A 23836-nucleotide genomic window follows, 5' to 3' on the forward strand; every position below is an offset into this window, starting at 1 on the left:
GCCGCCCGCCCCACTACCCTGGCGGCGTGCCCGAGCCCGCCACCTCCCAGGTCACCCCGCTGGCCCCCACCCTGGCGATCGTCGGCGGCGGCCAGCTGGCCCGGATGATGGCGCAGTCCGCCGTCGCCCTGGGCGTGCCGCTGCGGCTGCTCGCCGAGGCCGAGGGCGTCTCCGCCGCCCAGGTGGTGCCCGACCACCTGGTGGGCGACTACCGCGACCTCGCCGTGCTGCGCGAGGCCACCCGCGGCTGCGTCGCCGTCACCTTCGACCACGAGCACGTGCCCACCGAGCACCTGCACGCGCTGTCCGACGACGGCCTGGCTGTGCATCCCGGCCCCGCCGCGCTGGTGCACGCCCAGGACAAGGGCGTCATGCGCGAGCGGCTGGCCGCGATGGGCGTGCCCTGCCCGCGCAACGCGCTGGTGGGCTCGGTGGCCGAGGTCGAGGCGTTCGGGCTGCCGTGCGTGCTCAAGACCACCCGGGGCGGCTACGACGGCAAGGGCGTGTGGTTCGTGAGCACCGCCGAGGAGGCCGCCGAGCCGCTGCGCGTCGCCGCCGAGACCGGCGTGCGGCTGCTGGCCGAGGAGCGCGTCGACTTCCGGCGCGAGCTCTCGGCGCTCGTGGTGCGCTCGCCCAGCGGCCAGGCGGCCGCCTACCCGGTGGTGGCCTCCACGCAGCTGGACGGCATCTGCCACGAGGTCGTGGCGCCGGCGCCGGGCCTCGACCCCGAGCTGGCCGGCCAGGCCCAGCAGATCGCCCTGCGCATCGCGGGCGAGCTCGGCGTCACGGGCGTGCTGGCCGTCGAGCTGTTCGAGACCGCCGACGGCCGGATCCTGGTCAACGAGCTGGCGATGCGCCCCCACAACACCGGTCACTGGACCCAGGACGGCGCCGTCACCTCGCAGTTCGAGAACCACCTGCGCGCCGTGCTCGACCTGCCGCTGGGCTCGCCCGCCCCGCGAGCCACCTGGACGGTGATGGTCAACATCCTCGGAGGCGAGCGGCCCGACGTCGGCCGCCTCTACGACGGCTTTCCCCATGCCCTGGCCCGGGACCCGCACCTGCGGGTGCACCTCTACGGCAAGGCCCTGCGGCCGGGCCGCAAGGTGGGCCACGTCAACGCCTACGGCGACGACCTCGAGGAGTGCCTGGAGCGGGCGCGGCACGCCGCCGCCTGGTTTCGCGGCGACCTCGGCGACGAGAGCGAGTGAACGACCCGTGAACCAGATGAGCGAGCGTCCCGCGCCCCGCGTCGGCATCGTGATGGGCTCCGACTCCGACTGGCCGGTGATGGAGGCCGCCGCCAAGGCCCTGGCCGAGTTCGACGTCGCCCACGAGGCCGACGTCGTCTCCGCGCACCGGATGCCCGCCGAGATGCTGGCCTACGGCGAGCAGGCCGCCGGTCGCGGCCTCTCGGTGATCATCGCCGGAGCCGGGGGAGCAGCCCACCTGCCGGGCATGCTGGCCGCGGTCACGCCACTGCCGGTGATCGGTGTGCCGGTGCCTCTGAAGTACCTCGACGGCATGGACTCGCTGCTCTCGATCGTGCAGATGCCCGCAGGTGTGCCGGTCGCGACGGTGGCCGTGGGAGGCGCCCGCAACGCGGGGCTGCTCGCGGTGCGCATCCTCGCTGCCACCGACCCGGCGCTGCAGCAGCGGATGCTCGACTTCCAGGCCGAGCTCAAGGCCACCGCGCAGGCTAAGGGCGAACGCGTCCGCAACGCTTCCGCGCCCCCGCGAATCGGCTTCTGATGCCGGCCGCGCGCCCCACCGCGCGGCTGGTCGGCCTCGACGTCGCGCGGTGCGTGGCGCTGGTCGGCATGATCGCCGTCCACACGATCGACGAGCGCACCCCCTCCGGCGAGCTCTCCTGGACGCACTGGGTGGCCGGTGGACGAGCCTCGGCGCTCTTCGCCGTGCTCGCCGGCGTCGCGCTCGCGCTGGTGACCGACCGGCCCGGCGGGCGCTCACCGAGATCACTGCTCGCGGTGCTGGTGCGCGCGGCGATGGTGGCCTCGCTGGGGCTGTTCCTGGGCGGGCTGGACTCCGGGCTGGCGGTGATCCTGACCTACTACGGGCTGCTGTTCGTCGTGGGGCTGCCCTTCGTGGCGCTGGGTCCCCGGGCGCTGCTCCTGCTCGCGGGCGGCTGGGCCGTCGTGGCGCCGGTGGTCTCGCACGTGCTGCGGGCCCGCCCCGAGGTGCCGCCGCGCAGCTTCGAGGTGCCCTCGTTCGCGAGCCTGGCCGAGCCGCTGGACCTGCTCGCCGACCTGACGCTCACCGGCTACTACCCGGTGCTGCCCTGGCTGGCCTACCTGCTGCTCGGCATGGGGATCGCGCGCCTCGACCTGCGCGACCGCGCGGTGGCCGGGCGCCTGGTGGTGGGTGGCCTGGCGGCCGCCGTGGGCGCGGCCGTGGTCTCCCGCGTGCTCGTGACGGCGCCGTCGGTGCGCGAGGCGCTCGTGCGCGACTACCCGACCGGCATGGGCGCCGACGAGGTGATCGAGCAGGCGCGCGGCGGCCTGTTCGGCGTGACGCCGAGCCCGGGCCCGTGGCAGTGGCTGCTGCTGGACGCCCCGCACAGCGCGACGCCCTTCGACCTGGTGGCCACCGGCGGCAGCGCCGCGCTGGTGATCGGGCTGTGCCTGCTGCTGGCCGACGCGCTGCGCGGCTGGGCGCTGCGCGGCCTGGCGGTGCTCACCGGGGCGGGCGCGATGACGCTGACCCTCTACAGCCTGCACGTGCTGCTGCGCACGCCCGACCTGTGGCCGCCCGACGACGGACCCGAGGCGTTCCGCTGGCACGTGCTGGTGGTGCTGTGGACCGGCGCCGTGTTCGCCGCCCTCTCGGTGCGCGGACCGCTGGAGTGGCTGGTGCGCCGGGTGACCGGCGCCGTCGCGGGCAGCTGACCGGGACCACGTCCGCGCCCACCCCGAGGGGTGAGAGGATGCGCGCATGATCGGAGCGCTCGTGACCAGGGCTGGATCGGCCGTCTTCACCGGCCTCGTGGGGGCCGTCGCGTACGACGGCGCCAAGAAGGCCGTGCGCACGGGCGTCGTGCGCGAGGGCGCGGTGGGCGCGATCGCGTGGGGCATCCGCGGCAAGCGGGTGGCCGAGGTGGGCGCCGAGCAGGTGCGCCTCACCACCGGCGACCTGGTCGCCGAGGCTCGCGCCCGGGTGGGCGAGCAGGCCCCGCCTCCGGGTGACCCCACGCAGGCCCACGACCACGCGCACGACCACTGAGCATCCGGCTGGTCGCCGGTAGCGAGGCTGCCGGTCGGCGTCGCTACGCCGTCCCCGCGATCACGGCGAGCCCGGCCCGCGCCGTCGCGGTCGAGGACGCCGTGGCCGCCGTGCCGGGCGTGCGGGCCGTGCACGCCTACCCGCGCACGGGCGCGGTGGTCGTCTGGTTCCGGCCCGAGGCCTGCGACCACGAGGCCGTCGCGGTCGCCGTGGCGGTCGCCTGCGCCACGCCCGCGGCGCTCGTCCCCGCCCGCCAGCCGCACTCGGCGGAGGTGGGCAACGCCGACCTCGCGCGGATGGTGGTGGGTGGCGCCGCCCTGGTGTTGCTGGGTGTGCGGCGCTACGGACTGCGGCGCCCGCCGATGCTCGGGCCCACCAGCCGCACGGTGGCCACCGGCGTCACGATCTTCACCGGCTACCCCTTCCTGCGAGGCGCCCTGCGCGGTCTCGCGGGCCGGCGGGCGCCCGGCACCGACGCGCTGGTCTCCGCCGCCACGCTGGCCAGCCTGGTGCTGCGCGAGAACGTCGTCGCGCTCACCGTGCTGTGGCTGCTCAACATCGGCGAGTACCTCCAGGACCTCACCCTGCGCCGCACCCGCCGCGCGATCCGCGACCTGCTCACCGGCGTCCAGTCGGAGGCCTGGGTGCGCGACCAGGACGGCTCCGAGCGCCTGGTCGACATCGACACCCTGCGCGTTGGTGACGAGGTGGTGGTGCACCAGCACGTGGCCGTGCCGGTCGACGGCGTCCTGCTCGAGGGCGAAGGGGTGCTCGACGCCTCCGCGATCACCGGTGAGAACCTGCCGGTCACCGTGGAGCCCGGCATGTTCGTGCACGCCGGCAGCGTCCTGGCCCGCGGTCGGGTCGTCGTCCGCGCCGAGGCCGTGGGCCGTGACACCGCCATCGGTCGGGTCATCTCGCGCGTCGAGGAGGCCCAGGACGACCGCGCGCCGGTGCAGACCGTGGGTGAGAACTTCTCGCGGCGCTTCGTGCCGGCCAGCTTCGGGCTCGCGCTGCTCACCTTCGCCGTCACCCGCGACGTGCGCCGGGCCATGACCATGCTGCTCGTGGCCTGCCCGTGCGCGGTCGGCCTGGCGACGCCGACCGCCATCAGCGCCGCGATCGGCAACGGCGCCCGGCGCGGCATCCTGGTCAAGGGCGGCTCGCACCTCGAGGCGGCCGCGCGGGTCGACGCCGTCGTCTTCGACAAGACCGGCACCCTCACCGCCGGGCGGCCGGTCGTCACGAACGTCGTCTCCTTCAGCGACGACTGGACCCCCGAGCAGGTGCTGGCCTACGCCGCCAGCTCGGAGATCCACTCCCGCCACCCCCTGGCGCAGGCGGTGATCCGTTCCACCGAGGAGCGCCACATCGCCATCCCGTCGCACGAGGAGTGCGAGGTGCTGCTCGGGCTGGGCATGCGCACCATCGCCGACGGGCGGGTGCTGCTGCTCGGCAACGTGGAGCTGCACGAGCGCGAGGGCGTCGAGGTCGGCGACGACGCCCGCGGCTGGGTGACCCGGCTGCAGGGCGAGGCGGAGACCCCGCTGCTGCTGGCCGTGGACGGCGTCCTCACCGGCCTGGTCAGCCTGCGCGACACCGTGCGACCCGAGGCCGGCGCCGTGCTCGGGGCCCTGCGCGCCGACGGTGTGCGACGCGTGGTGATGCTGACCGGGGACCATCCGCAGGTGGCTCGGGTGATCGCCGAGGAGCTGGGCATCGAGGAGTGGTACGCCGAGGTGCTGCCGCACGACAAGGAGCAGGTGGTGCGCGAGCTGCGCGAGGCCGGCTACACCGTCGCGATGGTGGGCGACGGCACCAACGACGCCCCCGCGCTGGCGCTGGCCGACGTCGGCATCGCGATGGGGATCAGCGGCACCGACGTGGCGCTCGAGGCGGCGGAGATCGCCCTCGCCGGCGACGACCTCACCCGCCTGCTCGACCTGCGCGACCTCTCGCGCACCGCCGTCGAGGTGATCCGCCAGAACTACGGCATGTCCATCGCGGTCAACGCCGTCGGCCTGCTGGTGGGTGCGGGTGGTGCGCTCTCACCGGTCGTGGCGGCGCTGCTGCACAACGCCTCCTCCATCGGCGTGGTGCTCAACTCCTCGCGGATCACCCAGTACCGGCTGCGCGAGGCGTCTCAGAGGCCGGCGGCCGCACGCACGTCGGCCTTGACGGCGTCGAGCCGGCCGGCCGCCGAGATCCGGGCGGCGTCCACGGCCTCGCGGGGCGCCGAGGTGCCGCCCTCGACGGGCAGCACGACCTCCAGGTAGCACTTGATCTTCGGCTCGGTGCCGCTCGGGCGCACCACCACCCGCGCGCCCTCGGCCAGCCAGTAGCGCAGGCCCTCGGTGGGCGGCAGCTCCGCGCTGCCCTCGCTGAGGTCCTCGACGCGCTCGACGGCGAGCCCACCCAGGCGCGAGGGCGGCTGCGCGCGCAGCCGCTCCATGGCGGCGGGGATCAGGGCGAGGTCCTCCACGCGCACCGAGAGCTGGTCGGTGGCGTGCAGCCCGTGCTCGCGCGCGAGGTCGTCGAGCACGTCCACCAGGGTGCGTCCCGCCGCCTTGAGGCTCGCGGCCAGCTCGCACAGCAGCAGCAGCGCCGAGACGCCGTCCTTGTCGCGCACGTGCTCGGGGTCGACGCAGTAGCCCAGCGCCTCCTCGTAGCCGAACGCCAGGCCCTCGGCGCGCGCGATCCACTTGAAGCCGGTGAGCGTCTGCGCGAACCGCTGCCCGCGGGCGCGGGCCATCGCGCCGAGCAGGGTGGAGGAGACGATCGAGGCGGCGAAGGTGCCGGTGACGCCGCGCTCCAGCAGGTGGTGGGCCAGCAGGGCACCCACCTCGTCGCCGCGCAGCACGCGCCACCCCTGGTCGGTGGGCACCGCCGCCGCGCAGCGGTCGGCGTCGGGGTCGTTGGCCACCACCAGGTCGGCGCCGTGCTCGGCGGCCAGCGCGAGCGCAAGGTCCATCGCGCCGGGCTCCTCGGGGTTCGGGAAGGGCGTCGTCGGGAAGTCGGGGTCGGGCTCGGCCTGCTCGGCCACGACGCGCGGCTCGGGGAAGCCCGCGGTCTCGAGCACCTGCAGCACCGACGCCGCGCCGACGCCGTGCAGCGGCGTGTAGACCAGCGCCAGGTCACGGGGGCCGTCGGCGGCGAGCCCCGCCACCGTGTCGAGGTAGCGGTCGACGACGTCCTCGGTGAGCACCGCGCCGGCGGTGCCGCGCGGCACCTGGGAGACGGGCCCCACCGCGGCGATCTGCTGGGCGATCCCGGCGTCGGCCGGCGGCACGATCTGGCTCCCGTCGCCCAGGTAGACCTTGTAGCCGTTGTCCTGCGGCGGGTTGTGGCTGGCGGTCACCATCACCCCGGCCGAGCAGTCCAGCTCACGGATGGCGTAGGCCAGCACCGGCGTGGGCAGCGGGCGGGGCAGCACGTGGGCGCGGTAGCCCGCCCCGGTGAGCACCTCGGCGGTGTCGCGGGCGAAGACGTCGGAGTTGTACCGGGCGTCGTAGCCGATGACGACGGGACGGCCGTCGCCCTGCGCGCGCAGGTAGGCCGCCAGGCCCGCGGCGGCGCGGGTGACGACGACGCGGTTCATCCGGTTGCTGCCTGCCCCCAGCGCCCCGCGCAGCCCCGCGGTGCCGAACTCCAGCGTGCCGTCGAAGCGGTCGGCCAGGTCGGACTCCGCGGCGGCGTCGCCGGACTCGGCGCGGGCCACGAGCTCGTCGAGCTCGGCGCGGGTGGCGAGGTCGGGGTCCTCCGCCGACCAGGCACGTGCGGTCTCGAGCAGGGCGGCCAGGGAGGAGTCGGCGCTGTGGTCCTCGGGGGTCATGCGGGTCACCGGAGCACGGTAGTGCCCTCCGACAGGTCGGGAGCAGCCACCCGGGCGGACTACTGACGCCGGCGCCCCGGCGTGGCACCCTGGAGCGTGCTCTCCTCGACGTCTCGATCCCAGCGAGCCGCGCGCGCCCCCCGGCTCGCGACCACCACCGCGATCCTCGCCCTGCTCGCCGGACTGTTGCTCGTCGGCGGTGCCGGCGCAGGCCACGCTGGCCAGGCCGCCCGCACCACGCCCACCTCGTACGCGCAGCAGGCCTTCGCTGCCACCAACACCCAGCGCAAGGCCGCGCGCCGCGTGGCCCTGGGCAAGAACGCCTGCCTGCAGCGCTACGCGACGCGGCAGGCGAAGGCGATGGCGCGCCGCCAGTCCATGTTCCACCAGCAGCTCGGCCCGATCATGAGCGCCTGCAAGCTCTCCATGGTCGGCGAGAACGTGGCCTACGGCTACACCAGCGGCAGGGCCGCCGTCGCCGGGTGGATGGGCTCGCCGGGGCACCGCGCCAACATCCTCAACCCCCGCTACCGGCTGCTCGCGGTCGGCGCCGCCCAGGCGTCCAACGGCCAGTGGTACTCCGCGCAGGTCTTCGGCCGGCGCTGAGCCGCCGGAGGTGAGCCGCCGGAGGTGAGCCGCCGGAGGTGAGGGGGAGCGCCGGCACCGCGTAGGCTCAACCCTCGTGGCCAGTACCGACTTCGACGCCGAGATCAAGCAGCTCCGGGCGACCATGCACACCATCGAGCAGGTGCTCGACCTCGACGGCATGCGCCGCGAGATCGACGACCTGGGCGTGCAGGTGGGCGCGCCCGACCTGTGGGACGACCAGGCCAACGCCACCCGGGTCACCGGGCGCCTCTCGGACCTGCAGGGCCAGGTGGACCGCTTCACGGCCATCCTGGCGCGCATCGGCGACCTCGAGGCGCTGGTCGAGCTGGGCCGCGAGGAGGGCGACGCCGACTCGCTGGCCGAGGCCGAGGTGGAGCTGACCCGCATCGCCAAGAGCGTCGAGACCCTCGAGGTGCGCACCCTGCTCTCCGGCGAGTACGACGCCCGCGAGGCGCTGGTGACCATCCGCGCCGGTGCCGGCGGCGTCGACGCCGCGGACTTCGCCGAGATGCTGATGCGCATGTACACCCGCTGGGCCGAGCAGCACGGCTACGGCGTGGAGGTCTTCGACACCTCCTACGCCGAGGAGGCGGGCCTGAAGTCGGCCACCTTCGCCATCCACAACTCCTACGCCTACGGCACGCTCAGCGTCGAGGCCGGCACCCACCGCCTGGTGCGGATCAGCCCCTTCGACAACCAGGGCCGCCGACAGACCAGCTTCGCCGCCGTCGAGGTCGTGCCGGTGCTGGAGATGACCGACGAGATCGAGATCAACGAGGAGGAGATCCGCATCGACGTCTACCGGTCCTCGGGTCCGGGCGGCCAGTCGGTCAACACCACCGACTCCGCGGTGCGCATCACCCACCTGCCCACCGGCACGGTGGTCTCGTGCCAGAACGAGAAGAGCCAGCTGCAGAACAAGGCCAGCGCGATGACCATCCTCAAGTCGCGCCTGCTGGCGCTGAAGAAGGCCGAGGAGGACGCCCACATCAAGGAGCTCAAGGGCGACGTCGCGGCCAGCTGGGGCGACCAGATGCGCAACTACGTGCTCAACCCCTACCAGGTGGTCAAGGACCTGCGCACGGGCTTCGAGGTGGGCAACCCCTCCGCGGTCTTCGACGGCGACATCGACGGCTTCCTCGAGGCCGGCATCCGGTGGCGGCGCGGGGCGGACCAGACCCCCGTCTGACGAGCCCGACCCGCCCGCGCGGGGTCACTCAGCCGCCTCGCAACGCCTCGTCGTTGAGCAGGGCCGCCAGCAGCGCGTCGCCGTAGGCCAGGCCCGCTGCCGGGTCCGTGGCCGGGGTCGTCGGCCCGAGGGCCGCGAAGGCCACCGCATCGTCGGCCCGGACGACCCAGAACTCGGTCGCGTCGTCGGCCCGGCGCAGGTGCAGGACCGTGGTGCCGGCGCTCAGCGAGCCCCCACCGGCGTACTCCACCTCGTCGACGACCTCGGCGCACCCCTCCAGCGAGCTGCGCAGCACCTCCTCCCAGCGCTCGGCCACCGCCTCGTCGGGCATCAGGCCCCAGGTGTTGAAGGCCGCGGTGCCACCCGCCAGGAGCGAGACGTCCGCACTCCGAGCCGGCTCGGGGAGCCCCGCCTCCTCCAGCCCCGCGAGGCACCCCTCGAAGAGCCGGTCGTTCGAGATCGTCGTCGGCTCCCACCCCTCGATCCAGCCGACGGTGGCGGCCTCGGCACTCGCCGGGGTGAACGGCGCCGGGGCCGGCAGGGCACGGGGGACCTCCGCGGTCCCGCTCTGCGTGGGGTCGAGACCGCGCCCCTGGTCGGCGCCGGTGCCGCCGGTGAGGGCGATCCCGCCGCCGACGAGTGCCAGGACGGCGACGCCGGCGGCCACACCGACGCTGGCGCGACGTCGCCGGGCGGTGGTGATGGCGGCGGCGGCGCCCGGGGGGCGCGAGCTGGCGACGGCGTCGTGCAGCGGGGCGGCAGCGCGGTCGAGGCGGGCGAGGAAGTCGGCGTCAGGCATGGCTGGTGGCCCCGTTCTGGTCGGTGAGCAGGTCGGCGAGCGCGGCGCGACCGCGGCTCAGCCGCGCCTTGACCGTGCCCTCGGGCACGCCCTCGGCGGCGGCGACCTCGTGCACGCGGAAGCCCGCGAGGTGGTGCAGGACGACGGCGCGCCGCTGCGCTGCGGGCAGCTGGGCGAGCGCCTGGGTGAGCGCCATCAGGTCGGGGTCGGGCGGGGGAGCGGGCTCGGGCTCGCGGGCACGAGCCAGGAACCGCTGGCCGGTGCGCAGCCGCCGCCAGCGGCTCAGCGCTTGGTTGGTGGCCACCCGGCACACCCAGGCGGCCGGGTCGTCGTAGCGCTGCAGGCGGCCCCACCGCGGCCAGGCACGCGAGAACGCGTCCTGCGCGGCGTCCTCGGCCGCCGCCAGCTCACCCGTGACGGCGTAGGCACAGGCGACCGCGCGTTGCCAGGTGGCCTCGTAGAAGGCGCCGAACGCCTCACGCGCCTGCTCGTCCATGCCGCTCTCCCGTCCGCGCGCCCCGGACGGGCCGCCGCTCGGACCTCACACGTCCCAGGTGTGCGGATGGTTGCACGGGGTGGCGGGTGGAGTCAGCGCGCGACGACGACCTTCGAGGGGCTGCTGAGCGGCCCGGCCCCGACGGCGTTGCTGGCGCGGACGGCGAGCCGGTAGCGCCCCTTCGGCAACGTCAGCGTGGCGGCGCGGACGGTGGGCGGCAGCAGTCGGGTGCGCAGCGTGCGCACCACCCGGGTGCCGGAGAGTCGGTAGGCGTGGACCTCGTAGCCGCGCAGCGCCACGCCGCCGCTGGAGGCGGGTGCCCGCCAGGTCAGGCGCACGGTGACCGGGCCGCCGCGTCGACCGCTGGTGGCCGCGCCCAGCACGACCGCGGAGGGCGCGGTGACGGTGGGTGGCTCCGGGTCGGGCTGCGGCTCCGGGTCGGGCTGCGGCTCCGGGTCGGGCTCCGGCTCGGGCTCCGGGTCGGGCTCGGGCTCCGGGTCGGGCTCGGGCTCCGGGGTGGGGTCGGGGGTGGGGTCGGGCGGAGGCGTGCAGCCGTCGGCGGTGAGTGTGTAGGCGCCGAGGCTGCCGTAGTCGTCGTAGCCGTTGGTCGTCCAGGTGCCCTGGCCGACGCCGTCGACCTCCACGAACAGCGGCTGACCCGTCAGCCCGGGCAGGGTCAGGGTGGCGCCGAGGCCGGTGGCGAGCGTCCGGGTGGGGGAGGAGACGGGGTCGGCGACGGCGAGAGCCGCGCCGTCCGCGGTGAGCACCCGCAGCCGCAGGTCCAGGTTGGCGCCCAGCGCCGCCACCTGCGCCTGCACGGTCAGGGTGCCGGCACAGGCACCGAGGCGGTAGACGTCCACGTCGTCCCGCCGGCTGATCCACGCGGTGCCCGAGGGCGGCTCGGCGGCGGTGCCCGTCGTCCCGCCGGCCTCGTCGGCACGGTAGGGGGCGCCGTTGGCAGCGATCATCGCGACGTCGTCCTCGGTCCGGGTGGCGCCGGGGTAGCTGCCGCGGCTCCACTGGGAGAGCCCCGCGTCGTAGGAGGCGCCCATGATCGGCGCCCAGAAGCCGTGGCCGGTGTGGTAGCTGGGGTTGGCCGGGCCGCCGTCGTGGTCGAGCCCGAAGTTGTGGCCCACCTCGTGGCTCAGCGCCTCGGCCACCCAGCCCGGCACGTCCGAGACGCCGTCGGCGAAGACCCACGCCGGCTGGTAGGTGGCGTGCTGGCCGGCCAGGTCGACCACGTCCATGTAGGCGATGCCGCCGCACCGGCGCTGGCAGATGCCGTTCCAGGCGGCGTCGTCGCTGGTCACCAGGGCCCGGGTGCCGAAGAGCTGGTCGGAGGAGCTCGAGCGGGTGATCGCGGCGTCGCCGGGGTCCTGCGTGGTGACGTCGACGTCGAAGGGCGCATAGTCCTCGGCCACACGGGCCCAGACCTCCTGGACCGCTGCCTTCTCGCTGTCGGTGAACGCGGGGCCGTTGCCGGCCGGGTCCCAGCCACCGTAGGTGCCGCCGGGGATCGAGTCCTCGCCGCTGTTCCAGGCGGTGCCGCGCACCTCGGCGCCGTCGACGTCGATGAAGATCACCCGCTGTGAGCCGGGCTTGCTGTGCAGGGTGAAGGTCTCGGCGAGCGGCCGCAGGGCGGCTGCCGGTGCCTGCGCCGCCTGCGCGCGGGCCTCCTGCCGCTCGGCGGTGGTGCCGCGGTGGGCCGGGTCCACCACGTAGAGCCGGTCACGCACGCCCACCCGGACGGCGGGGTCGGCGAGCAGGTCGCGCAGCTCGGCCCGGCTCACCCCGTTGGCCCGTGCCACCTCGGCCTCCCGGTCGGTGGCCGTGACGGCACCGGAGGCCGAGCCGGCGCCCGGGAGCGTGGCCAGCCCGGCGACCACCAGGAGGGCGGGCAGGGCCGCGCGGGCCGGACGCAGACGCATGGCGGGAGCCTAGGGGCCGCGTCGTGGCGGTGGGGCCGATGCGCGCGGGCTCACCCGATCGACGGCGAGGGTGACCCGTCCGGGCCATCCGCGGCAGGGTCCGCGCGGGTGTAGTCGCCCGGCAGCCGTGCGGCCTCCAGCACGGAGACGCAGAAGCGCCCGGCCCGCTCGGCGAGGGCCTCGTCGGGCGAGGCGCCGGGCACCTCGAGGGTGCAGGTGAGCCAGGCGTCGCCGAACAGCCCCCGGTAGGACGCCTCGGTCCCGGCGGGGGCGCCGCGGCGTCCCTCCACGCGGCAGAAGGCCGCGAGCGTGGGCAGGCCGTAGGGGCGCGCTCCCCGCATGGGGGCGCAGCCGTCGGCGCTCTGGGCCACCTGCGCCAGGTCGATCGCCTGCCGTCGGGTCACGGGCGGTGCGAACACCCACGCGCTGGCCACGGCGCCGTCGACCGCCCAGCGGCAACCGAACTCGTGGGCCACGTCGCGCCCGCCCTCGGGCAGCCGCACCTGCTCGCCGTCGGCCCAGGTGCGCACGCCGGTGGGCTCGGCCTCGAGCACCTCGGTGACGACGGCAGGCTCGACGGCCTCGCAGAAGGGCTCGCGCGCCACGGCTACGGCGAGCGTGTCGTAGTCGGCGAGGGGGGTGCTGGTCGGGGTGGCGGGGCCGGCGGCCGGCTCGTCGGGCGCGTCGTCGTCGCCGCCCAGCAGGACGACGCCGAGCACGACGCCCGCCACCAGCACCAGGACCACCGCCACGGCGGCCGCTGCACGTCCACGGGTCGACACAGGTCACACAGTAGGGGCCGCACCGCATCGCCTGCGGGGCAGGCGCCGGGCTCTCCGCTAACGTCGACCCACGTGATTCGCTTCGAGAAGGTGACCAAGGCCTACCCCGGGCCGGGCAAGCCGGCGCTGGACTCCGTCACCGTGGAGGTCGAGAAGGGCGAGTTCGTCTTCCTCGTCGGGGCCTCCGGGTCCGGCAAGTCGACCGCGCTGCGCCTGATCCTGCGCGAGACGCGCCCCAGCGACGGTCGGGTCTACGTCGCGGGCAAGGAGATCAACCGGCTCGCCGGCTGGAAGGTGCCGCGGCTGCGGCGCCAGATCGGCACGGTGTTCCAGGACTTCCGCCTGCTCAACACCAAGAGCGTCGGCGAGAACGTGGCCTTCGCGATGCAGGTGACCGGCCACTCCCGCAAGGAGATCCGCCGTGCCGTGCCCGAGACCCTCGAGATGGTGGGGCTGCAGGGCAAGGCCTCGCGGATGCCCGACGAGCTCTCCGGCGGTGAGCAGCAGCGCGTCGCGATCGCGCGCGCCGTCGTCAACGAGCCGATGATCCTCATCGCCGACGAGCCCACCGGCAACCTCGACCCCGCGACGTCGAACGACATCATGACGCTGCTGGAGCGGATCAACGCCGAGACCGACATGACGGTGGTGATGGCCACGCACGACGAGTCGATCGTGGACCGCTACCGCAAGCGGGTGATCGAGCTGCACCAGGGCCGGTTGGTGCGCGACGAGGCCGGCGGCGGCTACGGCGGCCGTCCCACCACCACGCCGCAGGGGGTCTGAGCGTGCGCCACCTCCTCACCGAGCTCCGCCAGGGGCTCGCCCGCAACGTCTCCATGCACATCGCCGTGGTGCTCACGCTGTTCGTCTCGCTGACGCTCGCCGGGGTGGGCGTGCTCTCCCAGCGGGAGGCCGACAAGACCGTCGAGTACCTGGGCAACGAGCTGCAGATCACCGTGTGGCTCTGCAAGGCCGACGACGACCGCCCCGGCTGCCTGGGGCTGGTGACCGACCAGCAGCAGCGCCAGGTGGAGCGCACGCTCGAGGAGAGCCCGGACGTCCGGGCCGCCGAGTACGTGCCGCAGGACGAGGCCTACCGCCTGGCGCAGGGCCTCTTCGACGCCGAGCTCTTCGAGGGCGGCGAGGACGCGCCGCTGCAGGTGGCCGACTTCCGCGCCTCCTACCGCGTCACGCCGCAGCAGCCCGACGAGATCGAGGGCATCACCAGCGCCGTGCAGGGGCTCGAGGGCGTGAGCTACCTCAGCGACCAGCGCGAGGAGCTGCAACCGGTGTACCAGATCATCGACTACCTCAAGTTCGGGTCGCTCGGCTTCGCGGCCGCGCTGCTGCTGGCCGCGCTGCTGCTGGTGGCCAACACGGTGCGGCTGGCCGCCCTGGCGCGACGCAAGGAGATCGGGATCATGCGGCTGGTGGGAGCCAGCGGCCTGTACATCTCGCTGCCGTTCCTCGCCGAGGCGCTGTTCATGGCGCTGCTCGGCGTGGTGCTCAGCGGTGGCGCGCTGGCCGCCCTCATGCAGTTCGGCATCGTCGAGGGCGTCTCGCAGCAGCTGCAGTTCCTGCCGTGGGTCGGGTGGCCGGACTACCTGTTCACGCTGGCGGTGATCGGGATCACCGGTCCGCTGCTCACGGTGCTGCCGACACTCCTGCTGACCCGCAAATACAGCAAAGTCTGAGCCGCGCGCTCTACGGTCGGGGAGTTCACTTCCCCGAACGAAGGCTTCACGGTGCGCTCCTTCCCCAGCGCGTCCCGCCGGCGTTGGGCGACGGCGGCTACCGCCGCTGCGCTCGCGTTGGGTGCGGTCGCCATCCCGCTTGCCCAGGCCGAACCCGGCAACGACCTCGACGACCGCCGCGACGCGGTGCAGTCCCAGATCCAGCAGCAGAAGCGCAGCCTGGAGCACACCAGCCGGCAGGCCACCCGGGCCGCCGACGCCCTGGTCGCCTCGCAGCGCAAGCTCCAGGAGGCCCAGGCACGCCTGGCCAACGCCCGCGAGAAGCTGACGGCGGCGCGGGAGCGCGACGCCCGCACCCGGGCGGCCCTGGCCGCGGCCGAGGAGCGACTGGTGCGCGCCGAGCAGGCGCTGGCGGCCGGTGAGGCCGCCGTGGTCGGCCAGCGCGGCGAGGTGGCCGACTCCGTCGTCGACGTCTACGAGCAGGGGCCGGTGGAGCTGCGCTCCCTGCAGGCGCTGGTCAACGCCGAGTCGCTGACCGACCTGCAGCTGACCACCGAGACCGAGCAGCAGCTGGTGCGCAACCAGGACGACCTGCTGGTCGAGCTGCAGGGGATCGAGGCCCAGCTGACGGCGCAGCGGGCCGAGGTGGCCGCCGCCAAGCGCGAGGCCGCCGCCCAGCGCGTCGCCGCCGCCGAGAACCTCACCGCCGTGCAGCTGCTGGAGCAGGACGCCGCCCGCGAGGCCGCCTCGGTGCGCACGCTCGTGGCGAGCAACCGCACGGCTCGGCAGGCCGCCGTCGCCGCCCAGCAGAAGGACCGTGCCGCCCTGCAGCGCCTCGAGCAGCGCGAGGAGCGGATCAAGCAGCAGATCATGGACGCCGCCGCGCGCGACCGCCGCAGCTACAGCGGTGACACCGGCGGGCTGCTGCGGATGCCGGTCGACGGCTACGTGACCTCGCCCTACGGCTACCGCACCCACCCGATCTACGGCTACTACGCCCTGCACAACGGCACCGACTTCGGCGCGGCCTGCGGCTCGCCACTCTTCGCCGCCTCGGGCGGCACCGTGATCGAGCGCTACTACGACGAGGTCTACGGCAACCGGCTGTTCCTCTCCATCGGCAACGTCAACGGCGCCAACATCACCGTGGTCTACAACCACCTCTCCTCGTTCCGCGCTGCCGAGGGCTCGCGGGTCGCGCGCGGCGACGTGGTGGGCGGCGTCGGGACCACCGGTTGGTCCACCGGCTGCCACCTGCACTTCATGGTGCTGCGCAACGGCACCCCCGTGGACCCGATGCCGTACCTCTGAGCCACCCCGAGCCACCTAGACTGGAGGGATGGCCAAGGAGCAGGGGCGCAAGATGGTGGCGCAGAACAAGAAGGCGCGCCACGACTACGCCATCGAGGACACCTACGAGGCGGGCATGGTGCTGCAGGGCACCGAGGTGAAGTCGCTGCGCCTGGGCCGGGCCTCGCTGGTGGACGGGTTCGTCGACATCGACCGCAACGAGGCGTGGTTGCACGGCGTCCACATCCCCGAGTACTCCCAGGGCACCTGGACCAACCACGCCGCGCGGCGCAAGCGCAAGCTGCTGCTGCACCGCGAGGAGATCGACAAGATCGAGCGCCGGGTCAACGAGAAGGGCCTCACGCTCGTGCCGCTGGCCCTCTACTTCGTCGACGGTCGCGCGAAGGTCGAGATCGCGCTCGCCAAGGGCAAGAAGCACTGGGACAAGCGCGCCACCATCGCCGAGCGCACCGCCAACCGCGAGAAGGAGCAGGCGCTGGGTCGCCACCTCAAGGGCATGCGTGACTGAGCCCGACCCCTCCACGGCACCGCCCGAGGGCACCGCGACGCCGACGCAGGTCGCCGCGGACGCCGTCGAGGTGCGGGCGTTCTGGGAAGGGCTCGGGCTGCCGGGCCTCTTCGACGTCCACGCGCACTTCCTGCCGCCCTCGATCCAGCGCGCCGTGTGGGCGGTGTTCGACGCCGGCGGCGAGAAGATCGGTCGACCGTGGCCCATCCGCTACCGCGCCTCCCACGAGGAGCGCGTCGAGGCGCTGCGCTCCTTCGGCGTGCGCCGGTTCTCGACCCTGCCCTACGCCCACAAGCCCGGCGTCGCAGGCTTCCTCAACGACTGGTCGCGCGAGTTCGCCGCCGGCATCCCCGAGGTGCTGTGGTCCGCGACGTTCTACCCCGAGCCCGAGGCGGCCGGCTACGTGGCCGACCTCGTGGAGGCCGGCGTCGAGATCTTCAAGGTGCACGTGCAGGTGGGGGAGTTCCACCTCGACGACCCGCACCTGGACGCCGTCTGGGGCACGCTCGCCGAGGCCGGCACACCGGTGGTGGTGCACGCCGGCTCCGGGCCGGTCGGCAACGCGTACACGGGCCCTGCGTCGATGGCGCGGGTGCTGGCCCGCCACCCGCGGCTGACCGCCGTCATCGCGCACCTGGGGGCGCCGGAGTGCGTGGAGTTCCTGGAGCTGGCCGAGCGCTACGAGCAGGTGCGGCTGGACACCACGATGATGTTCACCGACTTCTTCGTGCCCTACCCCGCCGAGCTGCTGCCGCGGCTGCGCGACCTGGAGCCCCGGGTGCTGCTGGGCAGCGACTTCCCGACGATCCCCTACCCCTACGCCCACCAGCTCGAGGGGCTCGCGCGGCTGGACCTGGGTGACGACTGGCTGCGCTCGGTGTGCTGGCACAACGGGGTGGAACTGCTGGGGCTCGAGCGGGGCGCCGGAGCGCACGCCTGATACTGGGCCCATGACCGACGCACCCCGCTGGGACCTGATCGCTGCCGAGCGCCGCGCCCTCGCCGACCTGGTCGAGACCCTCGACGACGCCCAGCTGGCCACCCAGAGCCTGTGCGGGCGCTGGACGGTGCGCGACGTCGTCGCCCACACGATGGTGGGGCCGACCGCCTCGGTGCTGAGCTTCGGCGGCGCGATGCTGCGCGGCCGCGGCAACTTCGACCGCGCCAACGACCTGCTGGCCCGCGAGCGCGCCAAGCTCACCACCGATCGGCTCGTGGGCGACCTGCGCGACCGCGCCGAGAGCCACTTCACCCCGCCCACCTTCGACTGGCACGCGCCGCTCACCGACCTGCTCGTGCACCACGCCGACGTCGCCGTCCCGCTCGGCCTACCGCTGGACCGGCCCACCGAGGCGTGGGCCGAGGCTCTCCCGTTCCTGGTCACCAAGAAGGCGCGCGGTGCCTTCACCCCGCGCGAGCTGCCCGAGCTCACCTACGCCGCCACCGACCTGGACTGGTCGCACGGCAGCGGACCGGTGGTCTCCGGGCCGGCAGCCGCGCTCGGCGTCGCCATGTGCGGGCGCGCCGCCGTGCTCGACCGGCTCGACGGTCCCGGGCACGACCAGCTGGCGGCGTGGCTGCGCCGGTAGCCCTCGTCGCGGATGGGCCCCGCAGGAATGCGGTGTGCTTCGCGGGCGTTGAGCCCCTACGATGGACCGAGCACGACAACTCAAGAGGGGCTGATCGGTTTCGACTTGGGACGTTAGTTCCAGGGGAAGCGGGTCGAGGAGCCAGCGTCATCTCGTAAACGATCGCTGGAAACCTATAACTGCCGACGCTAAGCGCAGTTCGTTCGCTCTCGCCGCCTGACGCGGTGATCGGACCGTCCACCCGGGCATCCGTCTTCGTCCCGGTGCTGGGCGTCATCTAGAAGACTTGCTGATCACCTGCCGTCAGGGTGGGTGATCGGGACTCAAACCTGACTGAGCCTGTTGGTGACGTGTCCGTGCGAGCACCAGGGCTGAGAAAACGACCTCCACTGACTGCACCCGGAGAAGACCTGGATCGACGCTCGAGGACCGGGGTTCGATTCCCCGCAGCTCCACCGGCATCTCCACCAGACAGCCCTCCTGACACCAGAGCCGCCCCGGCACCCGGGGCGGCTCTGGTGCGTTTGCGACCCGCGCGGCCGCGGTGCCGAAAAGAGGGTGCGTGACCGGTGGTGACGCCGCTACGGTCGGCCCGTGCACCACGCCATCGCACGGCCCTGGACCCGCGCCTGACGGCGCGCGCCAGCTGACCTTCCCTGCTCCCGCCGCCGTCCCGGTCCCCACCGGGCGGCTCGTCCGGCTGCCCGGTTCACCTCCAGAACCGCGGAGCGCGCTGTGCACACCCCTCCTGCCCATGTCCACCTCCGGGCCACCGACCTCGCCGTCTCGATCGCGGGCAACCGCGTCCTGTCCGGTGTCAGCCTGACCCTCACACCTCGGTCGCGCACCGCGATCGTCGGCGAGAACGGCACCGGCAAGTCCACCCTGCTCAGGCTCCTCGCCGGGGAGCTCGAACCCGACGCCGGGCTCGTCGAGAGCACCGCTCACCTCGGCGTCGTCCACCAGACCCTCGCCCTGGACGGCGACCCGACCGTCGGGTCCCTGGTCGCCCACGCCACGGCGCGGTCGCGAGCCGCCGTCGCGGACCTCGACGACGCGGCCGCGGCGCTGGGCTGCGGTCAGCCCGGCGCCGACGAGCGTTACGGGTCCGCACTGGAGCTCGCCACGCTCCTCGACGCCTGGGACGCCGATCGCCGTGTCGACCTCGCACTCGAGGCGCTCGGCGCCTGCCAGGATCGCGCTCGGCCGCTGCGCCACCTCTCGGTGGGTCAGCGGTACCGGGTGCGTCTGGCCTGCGCCCTGGGGGGTGACGACGACCTGCTGCTGCTCGACGAGCCGACCAACCACCTCGACGCCGCCGGGCTGGACTTCTTGACCCAGCACCTGCGCCGGCGGCCGGGCGGATACGCCGTGGTCTCCCACGACCGCGCGTTCCTTCGTGACGTCGCTGACGACTTCGTCGACCTCGACCCGACCGCGGACGGCAGGTCGCGGACCTACGGCGGCGGGTACGACGCGTGGCAACGCGGGCGCGACGCCGAGCTGCAACGCTGGCGGCAGGAGCACACTGCCCAGACCGACGAGGCCGCCCGGCTGGGTCAGGCGGTGGAGCAGGCGCGCTCCCGGTTGAGCACCGGCTGGCGCCCGGACAAGGGCACCGACAAGCACGGACGGCAGTCCCGGGCGCCCGGCGTCGTGCAGCACCTGCGCCGCCAGGAGCAGCGACTCGCCGAGCACCGCGTGGTCGCACCGCCCCCGCCGCCGGCCTTCTCCTGGCCCGAGCCCGCCCCCCGCCCCGGCGTCCCGCTCCTGCGCGCGGACGACGTCTCCCTCCCGGGTCGTCTCGACCCACCCCGCTCCCTGCTGCTGCACGGCGGGGACCGGCTGCTCGTGACGGGCCCCAACGGTGCGGGGAAGTCGACGCTGCTCGAGATCCTCGGTGGCCGGCTGGCTCCGGGCACCGGCACCGTCCGGGTGCTCTCCGGTGCACGCGTCGGGACCCTGCCCCAGGAGACCGACGACGCCGACGGGGTGAGCCGCCGACGGTCGCCGGGGGAGTCCCGCCGCCGCGCGCTGCAGCGGCTCCTGCACGACCGCCCTGACGTGCTGGTGCTCGACGAGCCGAGCAACCACCTCTCTGCCTGGCTCGTCGACCAGCTCACCGCCGCGGTGCGCCGCACGCCCGCGGCGGTGGTGCTGGCCACCCACGACCGTCAGCTGCTGCACGACCTGCAGGACTGGCCGGCGCTGCACCTCGGGTAGCGCTCAGCTGGCGAGCCACTGCAGGTCGATGCGCCTCGAGTGCTCTCCCTCGGTGATGCGGTGGGTGCCGGTGCCGTCCACGAGCCTGGTGAGGCCGTGGGGTGTGCGCCAGATCCAGGTGGTCGGGCCCGTCTGGTGGACCTGGTAGCCCAGGTGTGTCTTGGCGCGGTGGGTCAATCGCTGCAGGGGTGCGGCGTTGTGGTCGCCGGTCTGCCCGGGTGGTCCGTGGCGTTCGTAGGGGACGACGTGGTCGAGGTCGGGTGGTCGGCCTGCCTGGCGGGTGAGGTCGGTGGCGTGGGGGAAGACGCTGCCCGCCGTGCGGAGTGTGACTCTCTCGCGGACGTCGGTGGGGTGCTCGTACCCGTTGACCGACCTGCCCTGGTGGAGGTCAATCACCGGCGTGAGCGTGATGTCGTGGTGGCGGAGCAGGTCGGCGAGCTGGGTGGCCAGCACCGGTCCGAGGCCTTCGACGCGGGCGAGGGGTGCGAGCTGTCCGTCGGCGCCGAGGGCGAGGTGGACGAAGACGCGTGCGGTGCCGCGGGTGCGGGGCAGGCAGTGGAACGGCGACGGCGCCGCGGGCCCGACGTCGCTGGGCGGAGTCGCGTGCGGCTGTGCCTCGGGTGCCTGGTCGTCCGTCGTCTCGAGGTCGTGGCAGCGGGTCAGGAACGCCAGTGCGGCGGCGGGGTCGGCGAGGAGTGCGAAGGCCTCGGATCGCCAGTGGTCGGTGCCGTGGGGCTCGCCCTCGGGTTGGTGGTCGGGGTCGGCGTGTTCTTCGAGGAGGGCGGCGATCTCGGTGATGGTGGCGTCGAAGGCGTCGGCGTCGCCGGTCTCGAGGCGGGCGATGATCATCGCGACCCCGGGGTTGTGCAGGCGTTCCTCGCCGGCACGGGGCCGGTGGAGCCACACCCCGCGGGTGCGGGCAGCGAGCTTGAGACGGTGGCGATGGGCGTGGGGGTCGGCTTCGATGGTCTTGGCCTCGGCGATCTCCAGCACCCGCCCGGGGCTCTGGGCTGCGGCGTCGGCCACAGCCTGGTCGACGACGGCTACCTGCTCCGCGGTGAGGTCGCGGGCCAGATGGGTGATCTGGCGCCCGACCCACACCGGCAGCACCAGGGCTTGAATCTGGGCCCAGGTGCGGGGGAAGCGGTGGCGCAGGTCGAGCGCGACCCGCAGGGTGTTGCGGCAGGTGAGGGGTGACTCGCCGCGGGCTGCGGCGATCTCGGGCAGGCACAGGTCGACGACACCGGGGGTGCCGTCCCGGCCGGGATAGATCAGCTTCGGGCCGCCGTGGCGCGCGGGCACCGCACCGGGCTGGTCCTGTGGGTCGCCGGAGTGGAGGTCGGCCCAGGCCAGGAGCAGCTCGTACTGGCGGACCTCACTGCGACGGGTGGCCAGGATCTCGTGCTCGGCGGCTCGCAGCAGGTCCGCGGGAGTGAGGTCTCCTGGGTCCTGGGGCGCTGTGGCGAGGTGAGCCATGGCTCATGATATTCGAACTGGTTTGTGGATAACAAGGTGGAACCGAGAGTATGTTCGGGAGCGTGTTCCGCCGGCCGCCGGTCTGGGTCCGGCGAGCGACAGCGCAGCGCGGCTGGAGTCAGCGCCGCCGGAGAATAGTGAGCTTGAGGGTGGCGGTGTCTGACGTGGCGGGTGTGCCAGCGGACGTGGCCCGCACCGAGCACACGAGGCCGCGTGCGCGCGCGCCGCGCGTGGCAGTGACGCGCACACGCAGGGACGAGGTCCGGCCGGCCGCGAGTGTGGGGGTCGCGTACGTGCCGCGCAGCAACGCCGACGTGACGTTCCGGCGTCCCTGGGTGGCCACCAGCCGGATACCGGCGCCGGGCCGGCAGACCAGTCGGGCGCGGACCGCGTCGCCGGCAGAGCCCGCGTTGGTGAGGGCGATCGTCGCCGAGCCGCTCGTGCCGGCGCGCACGCGCAGGGATGCCGGCCGCACCGTGGCGCGTACGGAGCGGCGCACCCCCGGGGGAGCGGCGGGCGGCGCCACGACGGCGACGATCGCGTCGCGGCCACCGGCGGAGGGGGCGAACAGGTCGCCGTCCGTCGCGCCGGCGGCGACCACGCCGCCACCGCTCAGAGCTGCTGCGCGGTAGCTCTCGGAGGTCGCGGCGTCGCCGGCGCGCGAGGTCCAGCGCACGGCGCCGGTCGCGGCGTCGAAGGCCTGCGCGAAGGCATCGACGGTCTCGAAGGGTCCCGTGGTGGTGTCGAGTCGCCCCTCGACCAGCCCGACGGCCACGGGGCCGCGGGCGTCCGCGACGAGGTCGAGCGGCTCGGCGAGTCCGTCCCCGACCGGCGTGGCGCGGTTCCACACAGGGGTGCCGTCCCGTCGCAGCCTGCTCATCACCATGCCGACCGGCTCACGCGCCCGCCGGGAGGCGACGTAGACCGCCTCACCCGCGACGGCGACGCCGCCCACGAGGTCCTGACCGGCCGTGCCGAACTGAGTCGCCCACCGGGTGGCGAGGGTGGCGCGGTCCAGGCCCACGACCACGGCGTCGCTGTATCCCAGGTGCGGACCCTCGGCGGCGTGCTGGGCGAAGCCGCCGACCACGAGGAGGTCGCCGTCGACGGCGATCCTGGTGGCGCTGCTCCACGGCCCCCGTCCCCACACGCGCCGCTGCTGCTCGGCACCGGTCTCCAGGTCGAGCGTGGCGACGAGGAACCCGCGCCCCTCTCCAGGAGCACGGGAGTCCCCGGCCACGTACACCGTGCCGTCGGCCACGACGACGTCGCTCGGCAGGTCGCTGGCGCCCTGGTCGAGCGTGGTGGTCCACAGCACCTCGCCGGAGGAGTCGTACCGCTGCGCCGTCAGCTCCCACGCTGCGCTCTCCGGGTCCGTGGAGGAGCCCACCACGACGGCTCCCCAGGCGCCCGCATCGACGGCAGCTGCGTCGTCCATCACGTCCCGGGCGATGGCCCTGCGCGCCGGCGGCTCGCCGGGTCGCACCGTCAGCACGAAGGCCTCACTGGCTCCGGGGCCCTGCGGCGCGGTGCGACCGACTGCCGTGACCACGCCGTCGTGGATGTCCACACCGTCGATGACGTCGTCGTCGACGGTGCCCGACTGGATGCCGAACGGCGCGGGTGCGACCGGCGCCGCCGACGCCGGGGTGAGGGGGGCGATGGAAGCGGTCGTCAGACCGCTCAGCAGGAGGGTGACCGCAGCCAGCCGCGGCGCTCCGAGACGAGTACGCACGGGGCGGGATGCTACGCGGCGGGCAGCCCCCGGAACGCACGAACGCCCCGACCGGAGACCGGTCGGGGCGTGCGTGGTGGTTCAGTCAGGCGGGGCCTGAGAGGTGCGAGCTCAGATGGCGCGCACGTTCTCGGCCTGGGGGCCCTTGGGGCCCTGGTTGACGTCGAACTCGACCTTCTGGTTCTCGTCGAGCGACTTGTAGCCGTTGCCCTGGATGGCGGAGAAGTGCACGAACACGTCGGCACCGCCGTTGTCCTGCTCGATGAAGCCGAAGCCCTTCTCGGCGTTGAACCACTTCACGGTTCCCTGAGTCATCTTGTGTTTCCTTCGTTCTGTGCTGAGGCACTGTGCCCCAGCGGGCTGAAGACATCCACCTGCACCTGATGTCCAGCAAGAACCGACAACCAGAAACCACGAATGAG

At 74.1% G+C, this 23836-nt stretch carries 21 protein-coding genes, 1 other RNA gene and 1 pseudogene; 15 read left to right on the forward strand and 8 right to left on the reverse strand.

Going from position 1 to position 23836, the window contains the following annotated elements:
* Positions 1-26: 26 nt before the first annotated feature.
* The 5 genes and pseudogenes from ABD948_RS06855 to ABD948_RS06875 all read left to right on the forward strand — a co-directional run.
* Positions 27-1211: a 5-(carboxyamino)imidazole ribonucleotide synthase gene (locus ABD948_RS06855; protein WP_345263976.1), complete on the forward strand. Its 1185-nt coding sequence runs from the start codon at positions 27-29 to the stop codon at positions 1209-1211.
* A gap of 16 nt (positions 1212-1227) precedes the next feature.
* Positions 1228-1752 carry a 5-(carboxyamino)imidazole ribonucleotide mutase gene (gene purE / locus ABD948_RS06860; RefSeq protein WP_345263978.1) on the forward strand — a complete coding sequence of 175 codons (525 nt, stop codon included), beginning with the start codon at positions 1228-1230 and terminating at the stop codon, positions 1750-1752.
* Positions 1752-2906 (forward strand): heparan-alpha-glucosaminide N-acetyltransferase domain-containing protein, encoded by a 1155-nt coding sequence (locus tag ABD948_RS06865; RefSeq protein WP_345263980.1) that lies wholly within the window; start codon positions 1752-1754, stop codon positions 2904-2906. Before purE ends, ABD948_RS06865 begins: the two co-directional genes overlap by 1 nt.
* Before the next feature lie 46 nt (positions 2907-2952).
* Positions 2953-3240: a DUF1490 family protein gene (locus ABD948_RS06870; RefSeq protein ID WP_345263982.1), complete on the forward strand. Its 288-nt coding sequence runs from the start codon at positions 2953-2955 to the stop codon at positions 3238-3240.
* A 362-nt stretch (positions 3241-3602) separates the two neighbouring features.
* Positions 3603-5342, forward strand: a pseudogene (locus ABD948_RS06875) (heavy metal translocating P-type ATPase); the annotation flags it as partial.
* Positions 5343-5383: 41 nt separating this feature from the next.
* Here ABD948_RS06875 and ABD948_RS06880 read toward each other — a convergent pair.
* Positions 5384-7081, reverse strand: coding sequence for a phospho-sugar mutase (locus ABD948_RS06880; RefSeq protein ID WP_425576533.1), 1698 nt, complete (start codon positions 7079-7081; stop codon positions 5384-5386).
* A gap of 72 nt (positions 7082-7153) precedes the next feature.
* Between ABD948_RS06880 and ABD948_RS06885 the strand changes: the two genes are divergently transcribed.
* Positions 7154-7678, forward strand: coding sequence for a CAP domain-containing protein (locus ABD948_RS06885; protein ID WP_345263984.1), 525 nt, complete (start codon positions 7154-7156; stop codon positions 7676-7678).
* 76 nt (positions 7679-7754) lie between these two features.
* Complete coding sequence (gene prfB, locus ABD948_RS06890) at positions 7755-8870, forward strand: peptide chain release factor 2 (RefSeq protein ID WP_345263986.1); 1116 nt, start codon at positions 7755-7757, stop codon at positions 8868-8870.
* A gap of 28 nt (positions 8871-8898) precedes the next feature.
* On the opposite strand, the gene ABD948_RS06895 is transcribed toward prfB, so the two are convergent.
* The 4 genes from ABD948_RS06895 to ABD948_RS06910 form a co-directional block, all read right to left on the reverse strand.
* Entirely contained in the window at positions 8899-9669 is a 771-nt protein-coding gene (locus tag ABD948_RS06895) for a hypothetical protein (RefSeq protein WP_345263988.1), read from the reverse strand.
* Positions 9662-10165, reverse strand: a complete 504-nt coding sequence (locus tag ABD948_RS06900; RefSeq protein ID WP_345263990.1) for a sigma-70 family RNA polymerase sigma factor — start codon at positions 10163-10165, stop codon at positions 9662-9664. The genes ABD948_RS06895 and ABD948_RS06900 overlap by 8 nt, the downstream gene beginning before the upstream one ends.
* Before the next feature lie 92 nt (positions 10166-10257).
* The gene (locus ABD948_RS06905; RefSeq protein ID WP_345263991.1) at positions 10258-12093 is read right to left on the reverse strand and encodes a zinc-dependent metalloprotease family protein; all 1836 of its coding nucleotides are present in this window, start codon (positions 12091-12093) and stop codon (positions 10258-10260) included.
* Positions 12094-12143: 50 nt separating this feature from the next.
* The gene (locus tag ABD948_RS06910; protein WP_345263994.1) at positions 12144-12875 is read right to left on the reverse strand and encodes a hypothetical protein; all 732 of its coding nucleotides are present in this window, start codon (positions 12873-12875) and stop codon (positions 12144-12146) included.
* A 72-nt stretch (positions 12876-12947) separates the two neighbouring features.
* On the opposite strand from ABD948_RS06910, the gene ftsE reads away from it, so the two are divergent.
* The 8 genes from ftsE to ABD948_RS06950 all read left to right on the forward strand — a co-directional run bounded on the left by ftsE (position 12948) and on the right by ABD948_RS06950 (position 20203).
* Entirely contained in the window at positions 12948-13661 is a 714-nt protein-coding gene (ftsE, locus tag ABD948_RS06915; RefSeq protein WP_345263996.1) for a cell division ATP-binding protein FtsE, read from the forward strand.
* Positions 13662-13663: 2 nt separating this feature from the next.
* On the forward strand, positions 13664-14572 hold the full coding sequence (ftsX, locus tag ABD948_RS06920; RefSeq protein ID WP_345263998.1) for a permease-like cell division protein FtsX: 909 nt from the start codon (positions 13664-13666) through the stop codon (positions 14570-14572).
* 51 nt (positions 14573-14623) lie between these two features.
* Positions 14624-15883: a peptidoglycan DD-metalloendopeptidase family protein gene (locus ABD948_RS06925; RefSeq protein WP_345264000.1), complete on the forward strand. Its 1260-nt coding sequence runs from the start codon at positions 14624-14626 to the stop codon at positions 15881-15883.
* 28 nt (positions 15884-15911) lie between these two features.
* The gene (gene smpB / locus ABD948_RS06930; RefSeq protein WP_345264002.1) at positions 15912-16391 is read left to right on the forward strand and encodes an SsrA-binding protein SmpB; all 480 of its coding nucleotides are present in this window, start codon (positions 15912-15914) and stop codon (positions 16389-16391) included.
* Complete coding sequence (locus tag ABD948_RS06935) at positions 16384-17331, forward strand: amidohydrolase family protein (RefSeq protein ID WP_345264004.1); 948 nt, start codon at positions 16384-16386, stop codon at positions 17329-17331. The genes smpB and ABD948_RS06935 overlap by 8 nt, the downstream gene beginning before the upstream one ends.
* Positions 17332-17341: 10 nt before the next feature.
* Positions 17342-17980, forward strand: a complete 639-nt coding sequence (locus ABD948_RS06940) for a maleylpyruvate isomerase family mycothiol-dependent enzyme (protein WP_345264006.1) — start codon at positions 17342-17344, stop codon at positions 17978-17980.
* An 86-nt stretch (positions 17981-18066) separates the two neighbouring features.
* Positions 18067-18438: a transfer-messenger RNA gene (ssrA, locus tag ABD948_RS06945) on the forward strand.
* Positions 18439-18715: 277 nt separating this feature from the next.
* Positions 18716-20203 (forward strand): ATP-binding cassette domain-containing protein, encoded by a 1488-nt coding sequence (locus tag ABD948_RS06950; RefSeq protein WP_345264008.1) that lies wholly within the window; start codon positions 18716-18718, stop codon positions 20201-20203.
* Between the two features lie 3 nt (positions 20204-20206).
* Here the strand turns inward: ABD948_RS06950 and ABD948_RS06955 are convergent, their stop codons facing one another.
* The 3 genes from ABD948_RS06955 to ABD948_RS06965 form a co-directional block, all read right to left on the reverse strand.
* The gene (locus tag ABD948_RS06955) at positions 20207-21679 is read right to left on the reverse strand and encodes a hypothetical protein (RefSeq protein WP_345264010.1); all 1473 of its coding nucleotides are present in this window, start codon (positions 21677-21679) and stop codon (positions 20207-20209) included.
* A 118-nt stretch (positions 21680-21797) separates the two neighbouring features.
* Positions 21798-23414: a PQQ-binding-like beta-propeller repeat protein gene (locus ABD948_RS06960; RefSeq protein ID WP_345264012.1), complete on the reverse strand. Its 1617-nt coding sequence runs from the start codon at positions 23412-23414 to the stop codon at positions 21798-21800.
* A 111-nt stretch (positions 23415-23525) separates the two neighbouring features.
* Positions 23526-23729, reverse strand: a complete 204-nt coding sequence (locus tag ABD948_RS06965) for a cold-shock protein (RefSeq protein ID WP_345264014.1) — start codon at positions 23727-23729, stop codon at positions 23526-23528.
* Positions 23730-23836: the final 107 nt, after the last annotated feature.

Origin of the sequence: Nocardioides nanhaiensis (assembly GCF_039542785.1) — a bacterium.
Lineage (GTDB): Bacteria > Actinomycetota > Actinomycetes > Propionibacteriales > Nocardioidaceae > Nocardioides > Nocardioides nanhaiensis.